Genomic DNA, 17,545 nt, shown 5'->3' with positions numbered 1-17,545 from the left:
AGCCGCACCGGCTTCTGTCAGCCCTTGGGCTTTATAATCCCAGTCTTTAAATTCAGCCTTAACTGCTTGCCAATCAATTTTCCTTACAAATCTTAATCAACACAAAGTAATAACCTGAAATAGCAGTGTGTCGTATGGAAAATTAAAAACAAAAACCGAATGAAGAAAATGCACTTGAGACTTGCATATGGCTTCACAGGTTTATTTCTGTAAAAGCTTCAAATGATGATATCTCTAATACTTTTCGCTTGTTCTCTTGTGGTAGTTTCCACATGCGAAAATATATGGACGATGACGCCTCTTCTCAAGCTTATCAAACTGAACTCAAAGGTATTTTCTTATTGATTTTGAAAGAGTCCTTAAAACGCATTTTGCAGAGCAACGTAGAAGGCATGTCTAAAAAATCATTCCAAGAGCAACAGACTTTTCTAAGTATTGTGAAGAGATTGAAAAAGATCTTCTTTCACGAGCCAAAACTCTTCATGAATCAATGATAGGAGAGTTTAAAATAGACTTCTAAAAAATAGCAAAATAGTGAAAAATGCTGATCATTTTTGGATTGGATATGCATTTAAAGAGTGATTAAAAAGTTTTTTTAATGTACAATATATTTCTAGAAGCCAAAATGGCTCTATAGTATCAAATTTATAAAGTAAATAAATCCATTAATACAAATTAAGGATTTTAGGATACGTGAATTTCAAAATATTTGTTTTTTAAAACATGAGTAGCCAGCATCAGCGCAAAAAATGTTGCGGCAGGTATGATTCCCTTTCGTGTATTTTTGAAATAACAGAGCTTTTCTTTAATCTTTATGAACTGATTGCCAGTGCGGTGGGCTTTTTTGAAAGGTGGATTTGGGTATCAAAATGCAAGCAAGAGTTTGGGATTATTATGGAGCTCTGTGTTTAAAGCTATCATCAACTATAGATAAATCATAAACGAGGTTAACTAAAATATTAAAAGCAACTGGATGCAATAGAAGATATTGCTATTAAAAGAAAAGCAAATGCTAAAAAGACTAAAAGGTAGTTTGTGTTTTTATATCAGAAAATAATTTAAGAAATTGAGATCATAATTTTTTCACAGGAAATAAATATGTTTACAGATAAGAAGAGAAAAGCCTTGTTTGGCGTTATAATTTTTATATTTGTATGTTTTTTAGGAATAAGAAAAAATCTTGACTTTATTCAGGGTATTTTGACATTCGCGTCTATTTCTTTGGTGATCGTAACAACTGTTTTTGCAATTTTATGCAATTCTAATATCCCTTCTGAGTTGCAAAACAACCCACAATATAAATGCGGCAATACAACAGGTTGGAAGAGATTAACATGTGATTTACAACAGTATATGCACAGTCTCCTAAAGTTAATAATTTTAGCGCTTGTCGTTTTAATTTTCCCAAGTAGTTATAAAGAAACTGTTTCTTTTCCTGTCATTTCTAAGTACGTGGAGCACAAGTTTTCTTTTTCATTGGATACCATACTTTGGTACTTAGATATTGCTCTTGGATATTCAAATATTATAATTTGGTACTTTTTTTTAGTCTGTGTGTTCTTTCTTATGTTGCGTACACGCAGTTTAATAAATATATCTATTTACGCGCTACAGTGCTCTATTAAAGAGATACAGTAAAACTTACGATTTCATGCTTTAATTTTTCTTTTATATGACCTTCATTATACATACCATTATCATTTTTACTTGTTTTAATAGAAAATTTATGTTGAAAAGTTTCAGTATTAAAGATTATATCAAAATTATTATGTGTCTTTCCAACAAAACTTATGTTTTTAAATGCTGGATTTAATTTATATTTTTTTAAAAGATTCAAAAAATAATTCTTTAAATTATTTTTTTCTTTAAATTTGATACCCAAGTCAAGTTCCATTTCAGAATAATCATCCGTGGGAAATTCACCCAACAAAAGTTTAGCCATCTTTAGCAAGTTGTCTTCTGATTGCATTGCAAAAAAATCTAATTGTTTTGGTTGTGTATATTTCAGTTTTATTTCTTTAATTAAAAGCAATTTTTTTTCGAACTCTTCCTTACCAACAATATCAGGTGAGATATCAATCGTTTTCGGGGGAAAAGATTTTTTGTAGTGTAGCTGCAAGAATTTGTTTAACTCTTTATTTGAAGAAAAAAGAGTAAACTCTATAGGAATCAAAATTCCAAAATATTGCTTATTCTGTTCAACATATTTTCTAGGACGTGGGTTAGGAATATTCTGAAAGTCATTTTCAGAATCAATCACTTCTGGATTATAAGGACTATTTTCTCCCGTTAAAACATAAATCCAATAGCAGATCTTCGAGTTCACAGAAAACTTTTCGATTATTAAGGTAACACATTGATTATCACGGTTAAAACGGTATGTTCCTTCCTCTAAAAATTTATCACCACCATTTATATTGACTAATTCTAAGGCTGGATCTATTTTATATTTATAAGAAAGGAAGTTAAGGGTATTCATAAAGTTAACATAATTACAATGTCTATAGTCTTATCAGGTGGTAGATGTTGCCCAAGTTATCTTAGTGATTATGGGAAGATAGTGTATCCAAAATATATTCCGTCGTTTAGAATCGTTTAGCTGAAAATTAAAGCTATAAAATTTTAATTGCAAAAGCAATACGAGTTTTAGAGAACTCTGCAGTGAAAGCTGCTTAGATTTTTAGAATATGGGCCCCCCCTTCTCGGCTTTTAAGTGGAGGAGAAATCAGTGCATTGAACGAAGCATAGTATCACGTAAAATGGCGTTAATCCGCATTTGATATCCTTTCCCTTGACTTTTAAAGTCACGCTGGAACGTCTGAATCCACACGCACTGTTGTGACAGTTTTGGGTGGTTTATAGAATGGATTGCGAACGGCATTTTTCCAGAACACATCATTGAGTGACGGAATATCTCTATGATCAATTGCACTATCTGACATTACAGCCAATTTATCAATTTCAACTCTCTGTTCATCTGTCAAAGCTGATAAGTTACCTACCTCAATTTCATAATGAACTTTCTTCTTTATAACGTTTCCTCTCTTTCAAATTGGCTCGCCGTGCTGAAATAATACGGATTACCTCTATGCCATCTTTATCGTCATAGACAGTATGCGCTACGAATAATAATAAAAAACCATCCATGAGCCATAAAGCTTGCTAACCATACTCTCCGTTTTCAATACGTTCTTGTTTAGCTATGGAGAATGGGTCCGAAAAAACACATGCGACTATTTCAAAACTTACACGGTGCTTTCTAAGATTATTTTTTGTTTTAGCTTCATTCCATTCAAATCTTATTTTTATACCTTATATTAACACATTTATAAGGGCATTATATACATCAAGAGTTTTAGATGAACACTGAATTATCCATGTTTTTGTACAATTAATATAATTTAATACTTTTAAAATTAGTGATTAATTAACTAAAAATATTAAAAAAATAATAAATTATTCTAAGGCTTTATGCATATAATATGCAAATCGAATAAAACTTACAAGCCTGTTGAATAAAATGATATTAATTGGCTATTTAGGGGCTGCTCCTGAAAGCAAAAAAATAAATTTGGGTGCCGAAATATTCAACTTTCGTATGGCTACCTTTGAGAGCTATACAGATAAAAATACCAATAAAAAAGTAGACAAAACAAAATGGTATTCCGTGGTGCTTTTTAATCTACATACATTGGGAAAAACTTGTTCTTCAGTACAAAACTGACCCTTTTTCCGAATGAATGAGAGGAACGGTTTTTTTAATGGTCAACGCTACAAAGGATGCAATCAGCACTTTCAAGAATCCACTAACCAAAAAACCTAATGAACTTATTAAAACTGTCAGTAAAGGAACCTGAGTCATATAAGCTACCCATGGTATTCCAAAAGAATAGACTATCCCAATACCACCCACAATATTTATCATAAATAATATTATAAAATTTAACCGCTGCCAAAGCAATTCTACCATAAAACCAATAAAAAATGCAGCAAATGGAAAACTAATCAGATAACCACTTGTAACTCCTGAAAAAACACTAACTCCACCACGACCATTAGGCAATAGAGGTAACCCAATCGCAATAAGAACAAGGAAAAGAAGTGATGCTAAAGCTCCCCTTTTCGCTCCAAGTATAGAGCCTGCTAACATCGGAGCCATAGACTGAGCTGTAATAGGGACACCCAGCAAAAAAGGAAGATAAAGAGGAGGAAAAAGACTCAAAATAGCGTAAATAGCGGCAAATAAAGCAATATAAACCAAATCTTTTGTATTCACTGAATTATTCCCTCACTATGGAAAAACTTTCGTTATTGTTGTATAATTAATAAAAAGTATCATATTTATAAAATTATACTTTAAATGACTTAGATATAGAGAAAAATATTATAATAATTTATTTTAATAATATTACTTATATGAATCATATTAGATTCTACAATGTTTAATTATATCATAAATTACTATAGTTAAATTCAATAATAGTGATATACGAATATTATATAACAACAGCATAACAAAATAATGCATTTATTTTAGTTATTATGCTTTGAATGAATGAGAGGAACAGATCTTTTAATCGCGAGTGCAATAAAGGATGCAATCAACGCTTTTAAACAATCGCCTATCAAAAAACCTGATGAAGCCATTAAAACCTTCAGTAAAGAAACTTTGGTCATATACGCTGTCCATGGAACACCAAAAGAATAAATTATTCCAATGCCACCGACAGTATTTATCACAAATAATATTATAAAATTTAACCGCTGCCAAAACAACTCTACCATTAAACCAATAAAAAATGCGGCAAATGGAAAACCTATTAAATAACCACTTGCAATCCCTGAAAAGACACTGATTCCACCACGACCACCAGACAACAGAGGTAATCCAATCGCAACAAGAACAAGAAAAAGGAGTGACGCTAAAGCACCCCTTTTTGCCCCAAGTATAGACCCTGCTAGCATCGGTCCCATCGATTGAGCTGTAACAGGTACCCCTAGAAGAAAAGGAAGATAAATAGAAGGGAAAAGGCCCAAAATAGCATAAATAGCGGCAAATAAAGCAATATAAACTAAATCTTTTGTATTCATTTAATTCTTCTTTTACTATAAAAACTCTGATTATTACGAGATGCTGTATCAATAGTATCAGCATCATAAGAACGCGCTTCCAATGCTTCAGCCACTTCTGACGCCATTCTTATGGTCCGTATAATTAAAGGTATCGCAAGAGCAACAATGTTAGTATTAAGTCCCCGTGCTTGCTGTGCTTCATGTACCTCATTAAACTTTTCACTCAAAAGAGGAATAAACCTGATCGCCATAGAGATAACCATACTCACTTTTGATGGATTTATACCAAAACAACGAAAGGGCTGGAGGCCTGCTTCAATTGCATCCACCATATCTGACACTTTTGTTGTGAATGAAATAACTGATGATAAAGAAAAGAGGATAACAAGACGTAATATGACCTCAACCCCCGTAAGCCAACCGCTAAAAATAGTTTGAAATACAAATAGAAGAACTAAAAGCAATCCCATCGATTTAAATTGCTTTATCACAGTTTTGAAAGGGACCTTGGCGACTCTATAGAATAAGATGACAAACAACAAAAATAAACCAAGAAGCGCCATGGAAGAAACCATTATTATAAAAGTTCCACACGCCGTAAGAAATAATAACTTAACTCCAGGCCTTAACCTATGAATAAATGTATCCCTCGGAATATATAAACCGATCATGACATTCTTCTTATATACTCCTTTATAGCAACAAAAGGTACATCATCAATTGCTATCTCCCCCTTATCAAAAACCAGCACTCTATCAAACTTTTTCAAAAACTCTAAATCATGCGATACAACTATTGCCGTTTGTGGTAATTCTTCTATCACTTGCGTAACGCGATGCTTATTTCGCAAATCAAGTAATGTCGTCGGCTCATCAAAAATAATGTAGTCTGGTTTCATTGCAACTACACCGGAAATAGCAACGAGTTGTTTTTGCCCACCACTTAATAAATGGACAGCGTGATTTCTGAAATCTTGAAGTTCATAGCGCTGTAAAATTTCATCTACACGCTCCTTAATTTCATCTTTATTAAGCTTTAAATTTTTGAGACCAAAGGATAAATCCTCTTCAACTAATGGTAAAACAATCTGATTATCGGGATTTTGAAAAACAAATCCAACTTTACGCTTTACTGCTTTTGCATCGCGTTTGGTATCAAGCCCATCAACGCTTACAAAACCATGAGATGGTAATTGGAGCCCATTAATAAGACGAACAAACGTACTTTTTCCAGAGCCATTCGCACCTATAATAGCAATTCGTCTTTCGGTAAGCTGTACAGTAATATTTCTTAAAACACACAAATCACCAAAAACTTGTGTTACCTCATCAAATTTTATAATCCCCAAGGTTTATTCCAATCAATTCCTTTTATTAGCTCTTCTTTCTCTATCGTTTCAGTTTATAACCTAAAAGTAATAACAAGCACCATAGAGGAATAATAATGACTGCCAAACTCATATCAGGCATCTGTACAGGAATATATGTTTCAAGAAAAGGCAAGCTTATTCCTATCATATCAAAAAGTCGAGTCATCAATCCATTTTTCCCAAAACCACTGACAAACATAATGCAAAATAATAAAGCAAGAAAGCAGAGGCAAAGATAGTTAGCGTAAGGATATAAACCAAACGCATAAGTAAAATCACCCTTTCTGTTCTTATATGCATTGCGAAATTTCAAATGAACAATAACAATAATAGCCCACGTAATCACTGCTGCTGCAGTTGCAAGAGCCATGATCCGCATGAAACTATTATCAGGAACAAGAGCATTAACAACGACAATCAACGCCGTACATAATGATGAAAAAAGGATAGCAATATAAGGAACACGAGCAGCACTCAGTTTACTAAAAATATGTGGTGCATTTTTTTGTACAGCTAAACTATAAAGCATACGGCCATTAGAATAAATGCCACTATTGTAAACAGAAATAGCAGCCATAATCACCACAAAATTCAAAATATGACCAGCAGCAGGAATTCCTATAGTCTCGAAAATTGTGACAAAAGGACTACCATTTTTTCCAATCATATTCCAAGGGCTGATTATCATAATAACGCTGATAGAACCAATATAAAAAATTATAATCCTCCACATAACTTGACGAATAGCCGCTGGAATTGTTTTTTGTGGATTAGATGCTTCTCCAGCAGCAATACCAATAAGCTCCGTTCCTCCAAAAGAAAACATTACTACAGAAGTTGCTAAAACAACCCCTACTGCTCCATAAGGGAAAAAACCGCCATGGTCCCAAAGATAATGAATATTCGCTTGATTTTCCCCTAGTCCAGTGACAATGAGAAAAATTCCAAAAATAATCATACCAATAACAGCAGCCACTTTGATCAAAGCGCAAACAAATTCAAATTCTCCATAAAAACGAACATTAAACAAATTAACAAATGTAACAAATAATAGAACAATGAAAGATGTCTTCCAATGATCAATCAAAATCCAATGATCAAGGTAAAACCCTATCACTGTAAGTTCAGCCATGCTCACAAGAATATAAAGAAACCAATAATTCCAACCTGTTATGAAACCAGCTAATCTCCCCCAATATTTATAAGCAAAAAAACTAAATGCTCCTGAAGACGGTTCTTCTACTGACATTTCACCAAGCATTCGCATAATGAAATACATAATAAACCCGCCGACAAGATAAGATAAAATAACTGAGGGACCAGCTAATTGAATTGCCTCGGTTGACCCATAAAAAAGTCCCGTCCCAATAACGCCACCCAAAGCAATCATTTGAATATGGCGATTTTGAAGGCTACGCTTCAATTCCTCGTGCTTTTTTTCAGACATCATGCCTCACTACTTTTGTTGAACTTAACCTCAACTTTTATTGAAAAATTAGGCACCTCTTTCAAAAAACACAAAACAAACGTAAACTTATTTTCTCATCATAATGCAACTCCTCATTTTTTTGTGCATTATACGTATGTCCCGTTGAAGTTTTAAGAAAAAATATGCTCCACCCTTTATTTAAATTAATGTCCTTCATTTTCGTTACACTAACCATTATAGCATTGGTCATTGATAACGCACACTCTGTAATCACATCACATTGGACAACAACCCCCTTTAATAAAATTTTAACAAACCTTCTGCAAACAGATATCTATCACCTTAATCAATCTCTATGCAAGGTAATGCCTGATTTTCTGTCCTCAATTTGCATTACTCTCACTTATTTACCTGCATGGTCTATCTTTGGTGCTTTCGCAATAGTATTTTGTATCTTAAATTACGAAAAACAAAAGCCTTTTCACAAAATATCATATACATATAACGAAGAGTACATTTAATCTTGAAAAAAACTTCTAGAGCTTTCTGTACTATAATATAATCGATGTCGCTTAAAACCCCTCACTCTATTAAAACAACTGAAAATCACTTGATCATCAGAAAGAATTAAAACGCTTTATTATAAATATAGGCGCTCACTTATGATTTCTATAGATAACGATAACATTACTTCATTTGTATCAATTTAAAAAAAATTAGCGAATAAATCTACCTCCCACCTATAAGAAAACTCTGTACAGAAAAACTTAAAATATTGCAGTTCATATATTTTTCTATAGCTGCTTCTTTATACTCTACAAAAACTTTTCTTAATTTTCGTACTAGAAACCCCATATAAAAAACGTCTTCTAATATCAGCACTCCTTATAAGATTGAAACTTATTAAAATTAATGAAGAAGCTTATAAAAATTATTCTACAAGTCTAACAAAATGCGTGAAATAAAAACTCATCTGTAAATAATTGCAATTGTGATAAAAAATATTTTGCACCTTCTCCCTATTGAGAAAATGGTAAGATAACAGCTTTAGTAACACTCTGTTCTTTTAAATCTGAAAATCGTCTCGCTAAAATATCAACTTTTTTAGATCTCTCATCCAAACTTTTCCATTGATTAGTTACCTCTCGAGAAAGTTCTTCAATGAATTTTTCTTGGTAAGCTAGCTTCATTTCTAGTTCTATCAGCCGATCTTCATCCGACATGATTTTTACTCCCTCTTAATAAAAAAACGTGATTAATTTTATTAATCCTCCTCCCTTTTTCTTCCCATAAAAATGAGAAGTAACTTTTCAAATAATTCTACTCATCTTATTTGTTATTTGCACCTTATAAAAGGTTTATGATGATTTTTATTTTCCCAATCACTTATGCAAAAAAATTCTTTCTCAAGAAACAGAAAATGTTTTTATCTTTACTAAGTTATCTTGACACCATTTTTCATCCTAAAGATCTACATTCCCAGCTTCTTAATTTAAGTGCTATCGTAAATTGAAAAGCATTTTATAGCATTAAGGTCAAAGAATACTTTCCTCTGACTTTTACATAATTCTCCTTCAAATTATTATCATATGTATAAATTATTGAAAAAATGCATTCTTGCTTTTATACGTACTTTTAGCTATTACCCTCAAATTAGTTTTGTTTCATTGACTTACAAACCTATGCCGCATTAGCTCAGTTGGTAGAGCACATCATTCGTAATGATGGGGTCGCTGGTTCGAATCCGGCATGCGGCACCATTTTTTATCTTTAACACATTAAGATATATAGACTTTTTATTTAAACAGTAATTTTCAGACCACCTTTTAGACCATCTTCTACGGTTTATATAATTTTATCTAATTTGTTCTTATTTGCTCCTTATTTTTCGTTGGAGTGAGTGCTAAAATCTCTTTTTTCCTTCACCTTACTGCTCTCCCTAGCTTGCATGGCTTTGGAAATACACCTTGAAGCATCTAATGGCGAATCGTTGTTGTGGATACACTAAAAAGCTGTACACATTCACGGGTTGTTACATATCTATCGCCATCATCAAATATCATCTCATTACCTTTCTCTTTTTTATGTTATGTAAATGGGCGGAGATGCTAGGAGGAGAGAACCTCCCATATCTTCAAGCGGCTTTTTGTTAAAATCTTTTGTATCTCTTGTATTATTGCCTCTAAAAAGATTTCAATAGCTTGATTGATTTGTTTAAGACGCTTCTGGAAACGTAGCCAATACATCACTAGACAAAGATGATACCATTGGCCTCAAATGCCCCATAAAACGCTTCATATGAAAAAGACGAAAGCGTTATTCATATGGAAAAAATATATGAAACCGAAATCATCGTTCAAGTTTATTACAATACAATATTCTTTACAACACTATCCAATATCATTGGTCCATATATTGAATATGCTCCACTACTATATTGTTTTAGTTGGAAACAGACTACTAGAGAGGGAGAAAATATCGATTATGTTTTATATAACATTTTATTTAAAATCCTTCATAAAGATATTTTTTAAGAAAATTAAGCAATTAGAGGAAAAAATAAATAATAGTTAAATTCACTATAGATTTTTTTATTAAATATGTATAATACGTTACGTGTATATCGTGTTGATTCTAAGATAATTTGTAGATCTATAATATTCAACTGTAATGTTTTTTTGTTTTTATAAAAATAATTCTATGGTGTAATTTATGGGTTATGCAATTACTTTAAAATCAATACCTATTATTTCATTACTTATTATATCTCTTATTTTTTTGTTAAAAAATGCTTTTTTTCATCAGGATTATTGAAGTTTTTTAAGTAAAGTTCTTCTAAATCATTCTGGATCAACTGTAAGAATTTATGAGTAAAATCTATCTGATTATAAATGGATCTATTATAAAGTTATTATCTTGAGATGGAGATCAATTGCTGCAAAATGAATGGTGTTTAGCATAATATTTGTTCAAAAAACGATATGGATTTTAACATAACTCACTATGGAGACTTTGAATTTATTATGCCCTTTCGCTGTTCTGTTCTTAAAAATGAGTAGATGTAAGTTTTCGATTCATATCCTGCTTTGTGTAGGTTTTTTTATAGGTAAGAATAATGCGAAAAATATCAAAAGAAGGGCTTGCATTGATTAAGCAATTGGAAGGCTTACGTTTATCGGCTTATGAATATTCTGGTGGTCTATGGACAATTGGTTATGGACATACAAATGCTGCTGGTGCTCCAAGCGTCCACAAAGACATGCAAATTACGGAAAAAGAAGCTGAAAAAATCCTTTGTCAGGATTTGAGAGAGTGTGAACTCGTTGTTGAAAAAGCCGTTACCGTTCCTTTAAACAATGAACAATTCGCGGCATTAGTATCATTTTGCTATAACGTAGGAATAACAGCCTTTTGCAATTCTACACTTTTAAAAAAGCTCAATAAAGGTGCATATGAAGTGGTACCAACTGAATTACAAAAATGGACAAGAGTAGGAGGAAAACGTATCCAAGGTCTTGTCAATCGCCGAGCAGCCGAAGCAGGATTATGGGCGAAAGGATCTCATGTTGCTCCAAATTATCATGTAGTAGAATCAGAAGGTGTAACAGGTATTTGCAAAGTAGAAGCTCTTGCACCAATCATAGGTTCTTTTTCAGGGCTTGGAGGGCTTTTTTCAGGAAATGGTCCTGTTCAATGGGTTTTAGCAGGCATTATGGTTTTAGCTGCTTGTACAGCTATGGTATACATTGCTAAACGCTTTCAAGAACACCGCCTATGATCTTATGGATAAAAAAATATCTAACAATGACATCAGTGACCATAGCAGCTTTTCTTATAGCTTTAGTGAAAGCCTTTTTTCTTGGGAAACAAGTTGAGAAGCAAAAGCAAACAAAGGAAGCTTTCAAAATAGGACAACACGGCTTAAGGTAGAAAATGAAGATTAATAAGAAAACTGATGCTGCTATGCGTACTAAGCTTTCTAACTGGCTGCGCGACGAATGAATGAACTTCTTGTATTGGATGGCTGCCAATTTATTTGAATAGACAAGATATCAATGTCATTAGTCCAAATTTGGCAAGAGATATTTTAAAACATAACGAACAAGGTGAACGTTTATGTGGTTGGAGAGATATACGGAAAATAAAGTGATAAAAATATAATTCCTCTGAAACATCAATCAATGAAAAGATTTGAAAGAGGTGGATACACTCAGATTAACACTTAAAGGATTAAAACACTCTGGTGGTCGATTAGATTTAATTAGAGTGACTAAGGGACGTTTAAGTTGAAACTAAAGGATTCAACAGGTTATATTTGTGTAAAATGATTAAGTCTATTGATGTATTCTAAGGGCATCTTTGTTATCTTATCAAAAGAGGATGAGAAAGGATTTTATGGATTACACTACTATCGTCGTTCAAAGAACTGATCATACACAAAGGTTCTGTTTTCAACAAAAATAACATCTAGGAGCTGGTATGCTTGAAGAAAAGCAATCTACGGAACTATATAATGAATAATGGTATAGGCTCTATGTGATTTGTAAATGACGTTGCTTCAGCTTCCTAATTATAATAATGATGTTGACGATAAGGCAAATACTTTCGCACTATATCTGCTTTTTCATGCTAAAGTGGCGGGAACACATTATGAATGATCTGGGCTGTTAATTTTTCTATAGGTAAATTTCCTATGTGGGAAATAACATGCAACTCCAGTAGAGAAAACCAGAAACCGTTTTTACCTTCATTTTTTAACTCTGCTTTTTTGCTTTCAAAAGTCGCTTTTGCAGTTTCTTGAAAAATATTGCTTTGCTGTTTTAAGATAACTTGTTCCTGAAATAAAATGGGACCATTACCTTCTTTTAAAACATCACTCTAATATCTTGCAAACTCATATGCTGCTTTTAGAGAAAGTTTGTAACAGAACCGTGCCTTTCACGGCGTTTATTGTGATGTGTATAACGGAAAAATTAAGAGCGCGTATTATCTTTTTGAACATTCAACCACTGTCTTACTTTATCACAATATTTATCTTAAGAAGGTACTTTTACAAAGATACTGATAATCCATAAATCGCCCTCACCTAATTCATCTTCTCGCTCATCCTTCCATGCATTGCTCGTCCACCTTTTAAACTACCTTAAATTTTTGATATAGAATTTTTTCTTTAATTTTTTTTATTGAATCATAAAAATGATATGTCTCAATCTCACCTTTATGCATCTTTATACGCTTTGATTCTTATTTCTAAAGCCCAGACAGCCTGCATATCGCACTGTTTTTATATTTAATATATATTTTTAGATTTATTCGTAACTTGTTAGAAAAGTTGCTATATTTTGATAGAAAATCTTCTATCAATTCACTTTTTTCAAAAGGTTCTGAAAGGATTCTTTAAAAGTCTGTAAAGTTAAAGACTATTTAATACGTATTGTTTCTTTTTTAGAAATCAAAATTGGTGATGCCCCATTCCTTACCAGCAATTGTGTTATTTGCAGAGCAATCTGTATAAGATGGTGTAACCTCTTTTATGAAGTTAACTAAAGTTTTTTGAATTTCTAGCATATTGTTTAAAGACAAAAAACTCCCCTTTATTTATGCAAACAGCTTAGACATCGGCTGATAATCCTCCCGCTTATAAAAATCCTTTCTTTAATAACCCTCAAAACCATAATTAAAGTGGTAAAAGATAGAACAAAATTTTTAGACGATCATAACGCACAATAAAAATAGACCAGTTTAAATGTTCAATGCTAACACCTGCTAAACAGAGGAAAATAAGTTTTAGCACGCCTTCAAATTGAAAGGGCTTAAGCCCCCACGCTACGATGGATTTCAACTCTCATCGTACGATTTACCTTCTTTCAAAAACTTAATCGCTGTAAATATAAAAATCTTGAAGCCCATTCTAAATCCGTGAGAGTTTCTGGAGCTTGCTGTATTAAACGTTGAAACTCCTCACAACTGCTTATCTGAAATGCTAACATTTTTCATAAAAGGACGATAGTGGTGTTGTAACATCCTTAAAAAGTTTACGACATAACCTGAGAGATTATTGCTGATTTCAGGGGATAGAATCAATTTCTGCTCAAAGAAAATCTCACCCATACCAACAAAAAGGTTTACTCTACATGCCATGAGGAATGTCCTCAAATAATTTTGATATTTTTTTGATCAAATTTCTTTTGTCACCAATATCAGCAGCAACTGGCGTGGAATTAACAAAATTATAATTTTTTATCTTAAAATGTATCCATCATTTTTTACATTCTTTCATCTATCTTAGCTTTCTTTTCACAGCTTCAAGTGATAAAAAGTAACTGCAATGTTAAGTTATCTTGCATAAAACAAATTGCTCGCAAACTATTCCTATTGGCGAAATGACAATCCATCCTCTCTTTAAAGAGAGAAAAACTTTTCTTTTTTACTCAGCGATAAAGTAAATACTATCCAATTACTTATGAGTAATAATTCAATCAAATAGAAACTGTAATCCTTTCTACTCTGAGTAATCTTGTCCCCGTTTATATAGATTTAGGAAAGCGCGCTGTTATAAATATTCATAAAAATACTTTAAAAATTAATATCAGTAAAACTTCTGTTTAAAAAAGGAAAAGATGTTATCTTACTTGCTACTGAAGAAACTGTTCAAATTTGTCTTGATGTTGCTGAAGAGCTTCAAAAAACATGAAGTTATTCCAACGCTTACAAGTGTGCCAACAATTCAACTTTGAGATAATAGATCAGTGCTAGAGTTATGCAATCTCACCAATCTTTTGTTGTCTGTGAAGAGCATAGTATCAAAGGAGAAGCTTGGAGATGCAATTGTTAAATCGCTTATGGAACAAAACATTCTATGCCATTTTGTATCATTAGGAACACCAAACGTCCCCATCTGCAATAAAAACGAGCTGGACATTTAACAAGTTATGAAATCAATCGAGAACGTATAAATAGTGTTAGAAATGACATACTATATAAAAAATATTCAACTGCTTCCTAATATGCTCACCAGTTCAAAAACATCATAAATCATTGAGGATGCAAGAAAATAAGAAAGAAAAGCACATTAATTCACGCAGTTTTGCTCTCAGTAAACCAGCTTTTTTTAAAGATAGTACGGATATTTTTTCATTGCTTAAAAACGTACTCCATAAAAACAATATCATATCCATATAATATATTATTCAATAAAATTAATATAAATAATATATAGATTATAGAAACATTATTTATATTAATCCGATTTTATTATAATTAAATATTACAATAAATACATATTGACATTTTAATAATGTTATTTATATATTATAATTAATATTATTTCATATTGGAATAAAACTAAATGAATTTTATATTTTAATGTTTTTATACATAGGAGGGAAAATGTTCACAGCATTATATATATTTATTTTTTCTATATCAACAGTTGTTGTACCTTTAATAGTAGCGCTTATTCCTTTTTATCCATAGAATAAGTTTTTAATAAAATAAATAAAAGATGTATGCAATGTTATTATTATTTTTTTTGTTTTTATTATTATTAACATTTTTTCTTTAATACTATTATAGTTATTGAGTATTTTCTGTGATTTTATAGAAAAGTTTTTTGATCTTTTCTATTTAACTTTAACTGTCAACATATTTGTAAAATATATAATTATGCTCCTCTATAAAAAAGACTTTCTTTTTTTTAAAGTGGTATAACATATTGCTTTCATTGCTTAAAAATATCTGTATTCACCAAACTCTTGCGGGTAATATCTTTGATTGTCTGAGCACCTGTCAGTGTCATAGCTACCCGCATTTCATTGGCAAAAAGATCAAGGAGATGCATAACACCTTTCTTACCTGCTGCCGCAAGCGCATAAACAAAAGCACGACCAATCATAACAGCATCCGCTCCTTGTGCTATCATGCGTACAACATCAAGACCAGAACGAACACCTGAGTCCGCTAAAATAGTCAAATGATCCTTTACAGCATCCGCAATTTCAGGCAACGCCCGTGTTGTTGATAATACACCATCAAGCTGACGTCCACCGTGATTAGAAACAACAATGCCATCCGCACCAAATTTTACTGCTTCTCGCGCATCTTCTGTATCAAGAATACCTTTCAAAACCATTTTTCCTTTCCAAAAATCGCGAATCCATTGTAGATCATGCCAACCAATTGATGGATCAAAATTTGCACCAAGCCAACCTACATAATCATCTAATGCAATCTTCTTTTTGAGATAAGTGGAAACATTTCCAAGATCATGAGGGTGCCCCATAACACCAACGTTCCAAGCCCAATATGGATGAGTTAAAGCTTGTAAAAAACGACGTAATCCAGCATAAGGACCAGACATTCCCGAATGCGCATCACGATAACGTGCACCAGGAACGGGCATATCAACTGTAAAAACCAACGTGCGTACACCAGCTAACCAAGCCCGCTCTAGTGCATCACGCATGAAACCGCGATCTTTGAGAACATAAAGTTGAAACCAAAATGCACCTCCAACCGCTTCCTGCACTTCTGCAATGGGACAAACTGAAACCGTGGATAGCGTAAAAGGGATCCCTTTTTCCGCTGCGGCGCGCGCTGCTTTCACCTCACCACGACGTGCATACATGCCCGTTAGCCCAACAGGTGCGAGCACAATCGGTAGATCAAGTGTCTGATCAAAAAGCTTGATTGAAAGATCAACTTCACCAACTTGCCTTAGAATCCTTTGACGCAGTGCAAGTGCTTGAAGATCTGTATAATTACGTCGCATCGTTTCTTCAGCATAAGCCCCACCATCAATATAGTGAAAAAGAAAGGGAGGAAGACGACGCTTTGCTGCCTTACGATAATCAAGTGTTGAAGAAATAATCATTGATGGCACCATTGTTCCTAAATAAAAAGAGAAGACATCCTAAAACGCATAAAAGCGAATCCGTGTATCTACCTATTCGATATTCTCCCCAAACGCTCTATTGAATAGATAGAAGCAACAGAGATTGCAACTTTCTAAAAAAAACTAATTGATAAAAACAACGTCTTTATTTCTCTTATCCAAATTTAAAATCTCATAGTATGAAGTATCATTAATAACGTGTCTACTCATATATTTTTCATGTGCAATTGAAATTGTTATACTCCCTTTAAACCAATACCTCTTCGAAAGCGATTGCTCCGTAGCTTAATTAGTTATAATTTAAAGTCGTTTCTCCCTCCAAAGGCTCTTACATTATCAGTTATTAAGAATATAGAGCATCATTAAGTATAAACCATAATCTCCTTCAAAAGATGAAAAAATCCTTTATTAATACTGGAAATAAAGCTGTCGCATATATCCAAAAATCTTCTTATATCAATATTCAAAACTGAGACCTGTTACTTATTCATGAAAGTTTATAAAAATATACAGTGCCTAATTCACATACAACATAAAAAACTTTTAATGTTCATACTAATAGAAAATCTTCATATTTAATTGAATAATTTTCTAGCAATATTATATCTTGAGGCTATAAATGAGTTACTAAAATTAGAACAATGTTTATTATGTTACTAAAATTTAGTGAAAAACTTATTTATTAACTCTTTAAAGATATTTTTTATACAAAATGAAATATACTGGTCATTAAACTCTAGAAAAATGGAGTCAAGTGCAGTATCCAATCTCGCATATTTAA

The 17,545-nt window shown here is 32.5% G+C and carries 12 protein-coding genes, 1 tRNA gene and 3 pseudogenes; 4 read left to right on the top strand and 12 right to left on the bottom strand.

Features of this window, described 5'->3' with window-relative positions; genetic code table 11:
• Positions 1-1,098 precede the first annotated feature (1,098 nt).
• Positions 1,099-1,638 (top strand): hypothetical protein, encoded by a 540-nt coding sequence (locus ACFIJJ_RS07200; protein ID WP_375623759.1) that lies wholly within the window; start codon positions 1,099-1,101, stop codon positions 1,636-1,638.
• Here the strand turns inward: ACFIJJ_RS07200 and ACFIJJ_RS07195 are convergent.
• The 3 genes from ACFIJJ_RS07195 to ACFIJJ_RS07185 form a co-directional block, all read right to left on the bottom strand.
• Positions 1,622-2,479: a hypothetical protein gene (locus ACFIJJ_RS07195; protein WP_375646473.1), complete on the bottom strand. Its 858-nt coding sequence runs from the start codon at positions 2,477-2,479 to the stop codon at positions 1,622-1,624. The genes ACFIJJ_RS07200 and ACFIJJ_RS07195 overlap by 17 nt on opposite strands.
• A gap of 325 nt (positions 2,480-2,804) precedes the next feature.
• Positions 2,805-2,984 (bottom strand): hypothetical protein, encoded by a 180-nt coding sequence (locus tag ACFIJJ_RS07190; protein WP_273790436.1) that lies wholly within the window; start codon positions 2,982-2,984, stop codon positions 2,805-2,807.
• Between the two features lie 25 nt (positions 2,985-3,009).
• The gene (locus ACFIJJ_RS07185; RefSeq protein WP_375623763.1) at positions 3,010-3,147 is read right to left on the bottom strand and encodes a hypothetical protein; all 138 of its coding nucleotides are present in this window, start codon (positions 3,145-3,147) and stop codon (positions 3,010-3,012) included.
• Between the two features lie 361 nt (positions 3,148-3,508).
• Here ACFIJJ_RS07185 and ACFIJJ_RS07180 point away from each other — a divergent pair.
• A pseudogene (locus ACFIJJ_RS07180) lies at positions 3,509-3,688 on the top strand (single-stranded DNA-binding protein); the annotation flags it as partial.
• A 21-nt stretch (positions 3,689-3,709) separates the two neighbouring features.
• Here the strand turns inward: ACFIJJ_RS07180 and ACFIJJ_RS07175 are convergent.
• From ACFIJJ_RS07175 to ACFIJJ_RS07150, 6 genes are all read right to left on the bottom strand, one after another.
• Positions 3,710-4,276, bottom strand: coding sequence for a biotin transporter BioY (locus tag ACFIJJ_RS07175; protein WP_375646472.1), 567 nt, complete (start codon positions 4,274-4,276; stop codon positions 3,710-3,712).
• A 257-nt stretch (positions 4,277-4,533) separates the two neighbouring features.
• Entirely contained in the window at positions 4,534-5,091 is a 558-nt protein-coding gene (locus ACFIJJ_RS07170; RefSeq protein ID WP_375646470.1) for a biotin transporter BioY, read from the bottom strand.
• Entirely contained in the window at positions 5,088-5,744 is a 657-nt protein-coding gene (locus ACFIJJ_RS07165) for an energy-coupling factor transporter transmembrane component T family protein (RefSeq protein ID WP_375646469.1), read from the bottom strand. The genes ACFIJJ_RS07170 and ACFIJJ_RS07165 overlap by 4 nt, the downstream gene beginning before the upstream one ends.
• Positions 5,741-6,421 (bottom strand): energy-coupling factor ABC transporter ATP-binding protein, encoded by a 681-nt coding sequence (locus tag ACFIJJ_RS07160; RefSeq protein WP_273790432.1) that lies wholly within the window; start codon positions 6,419-6,421, stop codon positions 5,741-5,743. Before ACFIJJ_RS07160 ends, ACFIJJ_RS07165 begins: the two co-directional genes overlap by 4 nt.
• Positions 6,422-6,461: 40 nt before the next feature.
• A complete protein-coding gene (locus tag ACFIJJ_RS07155) occupies positions 6,462-7,889 on the bottom strand; it encodes an amino acid permease (RefSeq protein ID WP_375646474.1) in 1,428 nt (475 codons plus the stop codon).
• 1,001 nt (positions 7,890-8,890) lie between these two features.
• Positions 8,891-9,094: a SlyX family protein gene (locus tag ACFIJJ_RS07150; RefSeq protein WP_375646468.1), complete on the bottom strand. Its 204-nt coding sequence runs from the start codon at positions 9,092-9,094 to the stop codon at positions 8,891-8,893.
• 461 nt (positions 9,095-9,555) lie between these two features.
• Between ACFIJJ_RS07150 and ACFIJJ_RS07145 the strand changes: the two genes are divergently transcribed.
• A tRNA-Thr gene (locus tag ACFIJJ_RS07145) sits at positions 9,556-9,631 on the top strand.
• Between the two features lie 99 nt (positions 9,632-9,730).
• Here the strand turns inward: ACFIJJ_RS07145 and ACFIJJ_RS07140 are convergent.
• A pseudogene (locus tag ACFIJJ_RS07140) lies at positions 9,731-9,934 on the bottom strand (helix-turn-helix transcriptional regulator).
• A 1,052-nt stretch (positions 9,935-10,986) separates the two neighbouring features.
• On the opposite strand from ACFIJJ_RS07140, the gene ACFIJJ_RS07135 reads away from it, so the two are divergent.
• On the top strand, positions 10,987-11,649 hold the full coding sequence (locus tag ACFIJJ_RS07135; protein WP_375623773.1) for a lysozyme: 663 nt from the start codon (positions 10,987-10,989) through the stop codon (positions 11,647-11,649).
• Positions 11,650-12,503: 854 nt separating this feature from the next.
• Here ACFIJJ_RS07135 and ACFIJJ_RS07130 read toward each other — a convergent pair.
• Both ACFIJJ_RS07130 and lldD read right to left on the bottom strand, forming a co-directional pair.
• Positions 12,504-12,877, bottom strand: a pseudogene (locus tag ACFIJJ_RS07130) (integrase); the annotation flags it as partial.
• Positions 12,878-15,591: 2,714 nt separating this feature from the next.
• Complete coding sequence (gene lldD, locus ACFIJJ_RS07125) at positions 15,592-16,743, bottom strand: FMN-dependent L-lactate dehydrogenase LldD (protein WP_375623775.1); 1,152 nt, start codon at positions 16,741-16,743, stop codon at positions 15,592-15,594.
• Positions 16,744-17,545: the final 802 nt, after the last annotated feature.

The sequence above is a fragment of the Bartonella sp. TT29SHDZB genome (genome assembly GCF_042193395.1).
GTDB lineage: Bacteria > Pseudomonadota > Alphaproteobacteria > Rhizobiales > Rhizobiaceae > Bartonella.
This window is presented reverse-complemented; position numbering and strand designations above follow the sequence as displayed.

Bases quoted from the DNA above. Each gene is read 5' to 3' on its own strand.
- ACFIJJ_RS07200 (WP_375623759.1), top strand. From the start codon at position 1,099: ATGTTTACAGATAAGAAGAGAAAAGCCTTGTTTGGCGTTATAATTTTT.
- ACFIJJ_RS07195 (WP_375646473.1), bottom strand. From the start codon at position 2,479: ATGAATACCCTTAACTTCCTTTCTTATAAATATAAAATAGATCCAGCC.
- ACFIJJ_RS07185 (WP_375623763.1), bottom strand. From the start codon at position 3,147: ATGGATGGTTTTTTATTATTATTCGTAGCGCATACTGTCTATGACGAT.
- ACFIJJ_RS07170 (WP_375646470.1), bottom strand. From the start codon at position 5,091: ATGAATACAAAAGATTTAGTTTATATTGCTTTATTTGCCGCTATTTAT.
- ACFIJJ_RS07165 (WP_375646469.1), bottom strand. From the start codon at position 5,744: ATGATCGGTTTATATATTCCGAGGGATACATTTATTCATAGGTTAAGG.
- ACFIJJ_RS07155 (WP_375646474.1), bottom strand. From the start codon at position 7,889: ATGTCTGAAAAAAAGCACGAGGAATTGAAGCGTAGCCTTCAAAATCGC.
- ACFIJJ_RS07150 (WP_375646468.1), bottom strand. From the start codon at position 9,094: ATGTCGGATGAAGATCGGCTGATAGAACTAGAAATGAAGCTAGCTTAC.
- ACFIJJ_RS07135 (WP_375623773.1), top strand. From the start codon at position 10,987: ATGCGAAAAATATCAAAAGAAGGGCTTGCATTGATTAAGCAATTGGAA.
- lldD (WP_375623775.1), bottom strand. From the start codon at position 16,743: ATGATTATTTCTTCAACACTTGATTATCGTAAGGCAGCAAAGCGTCGT.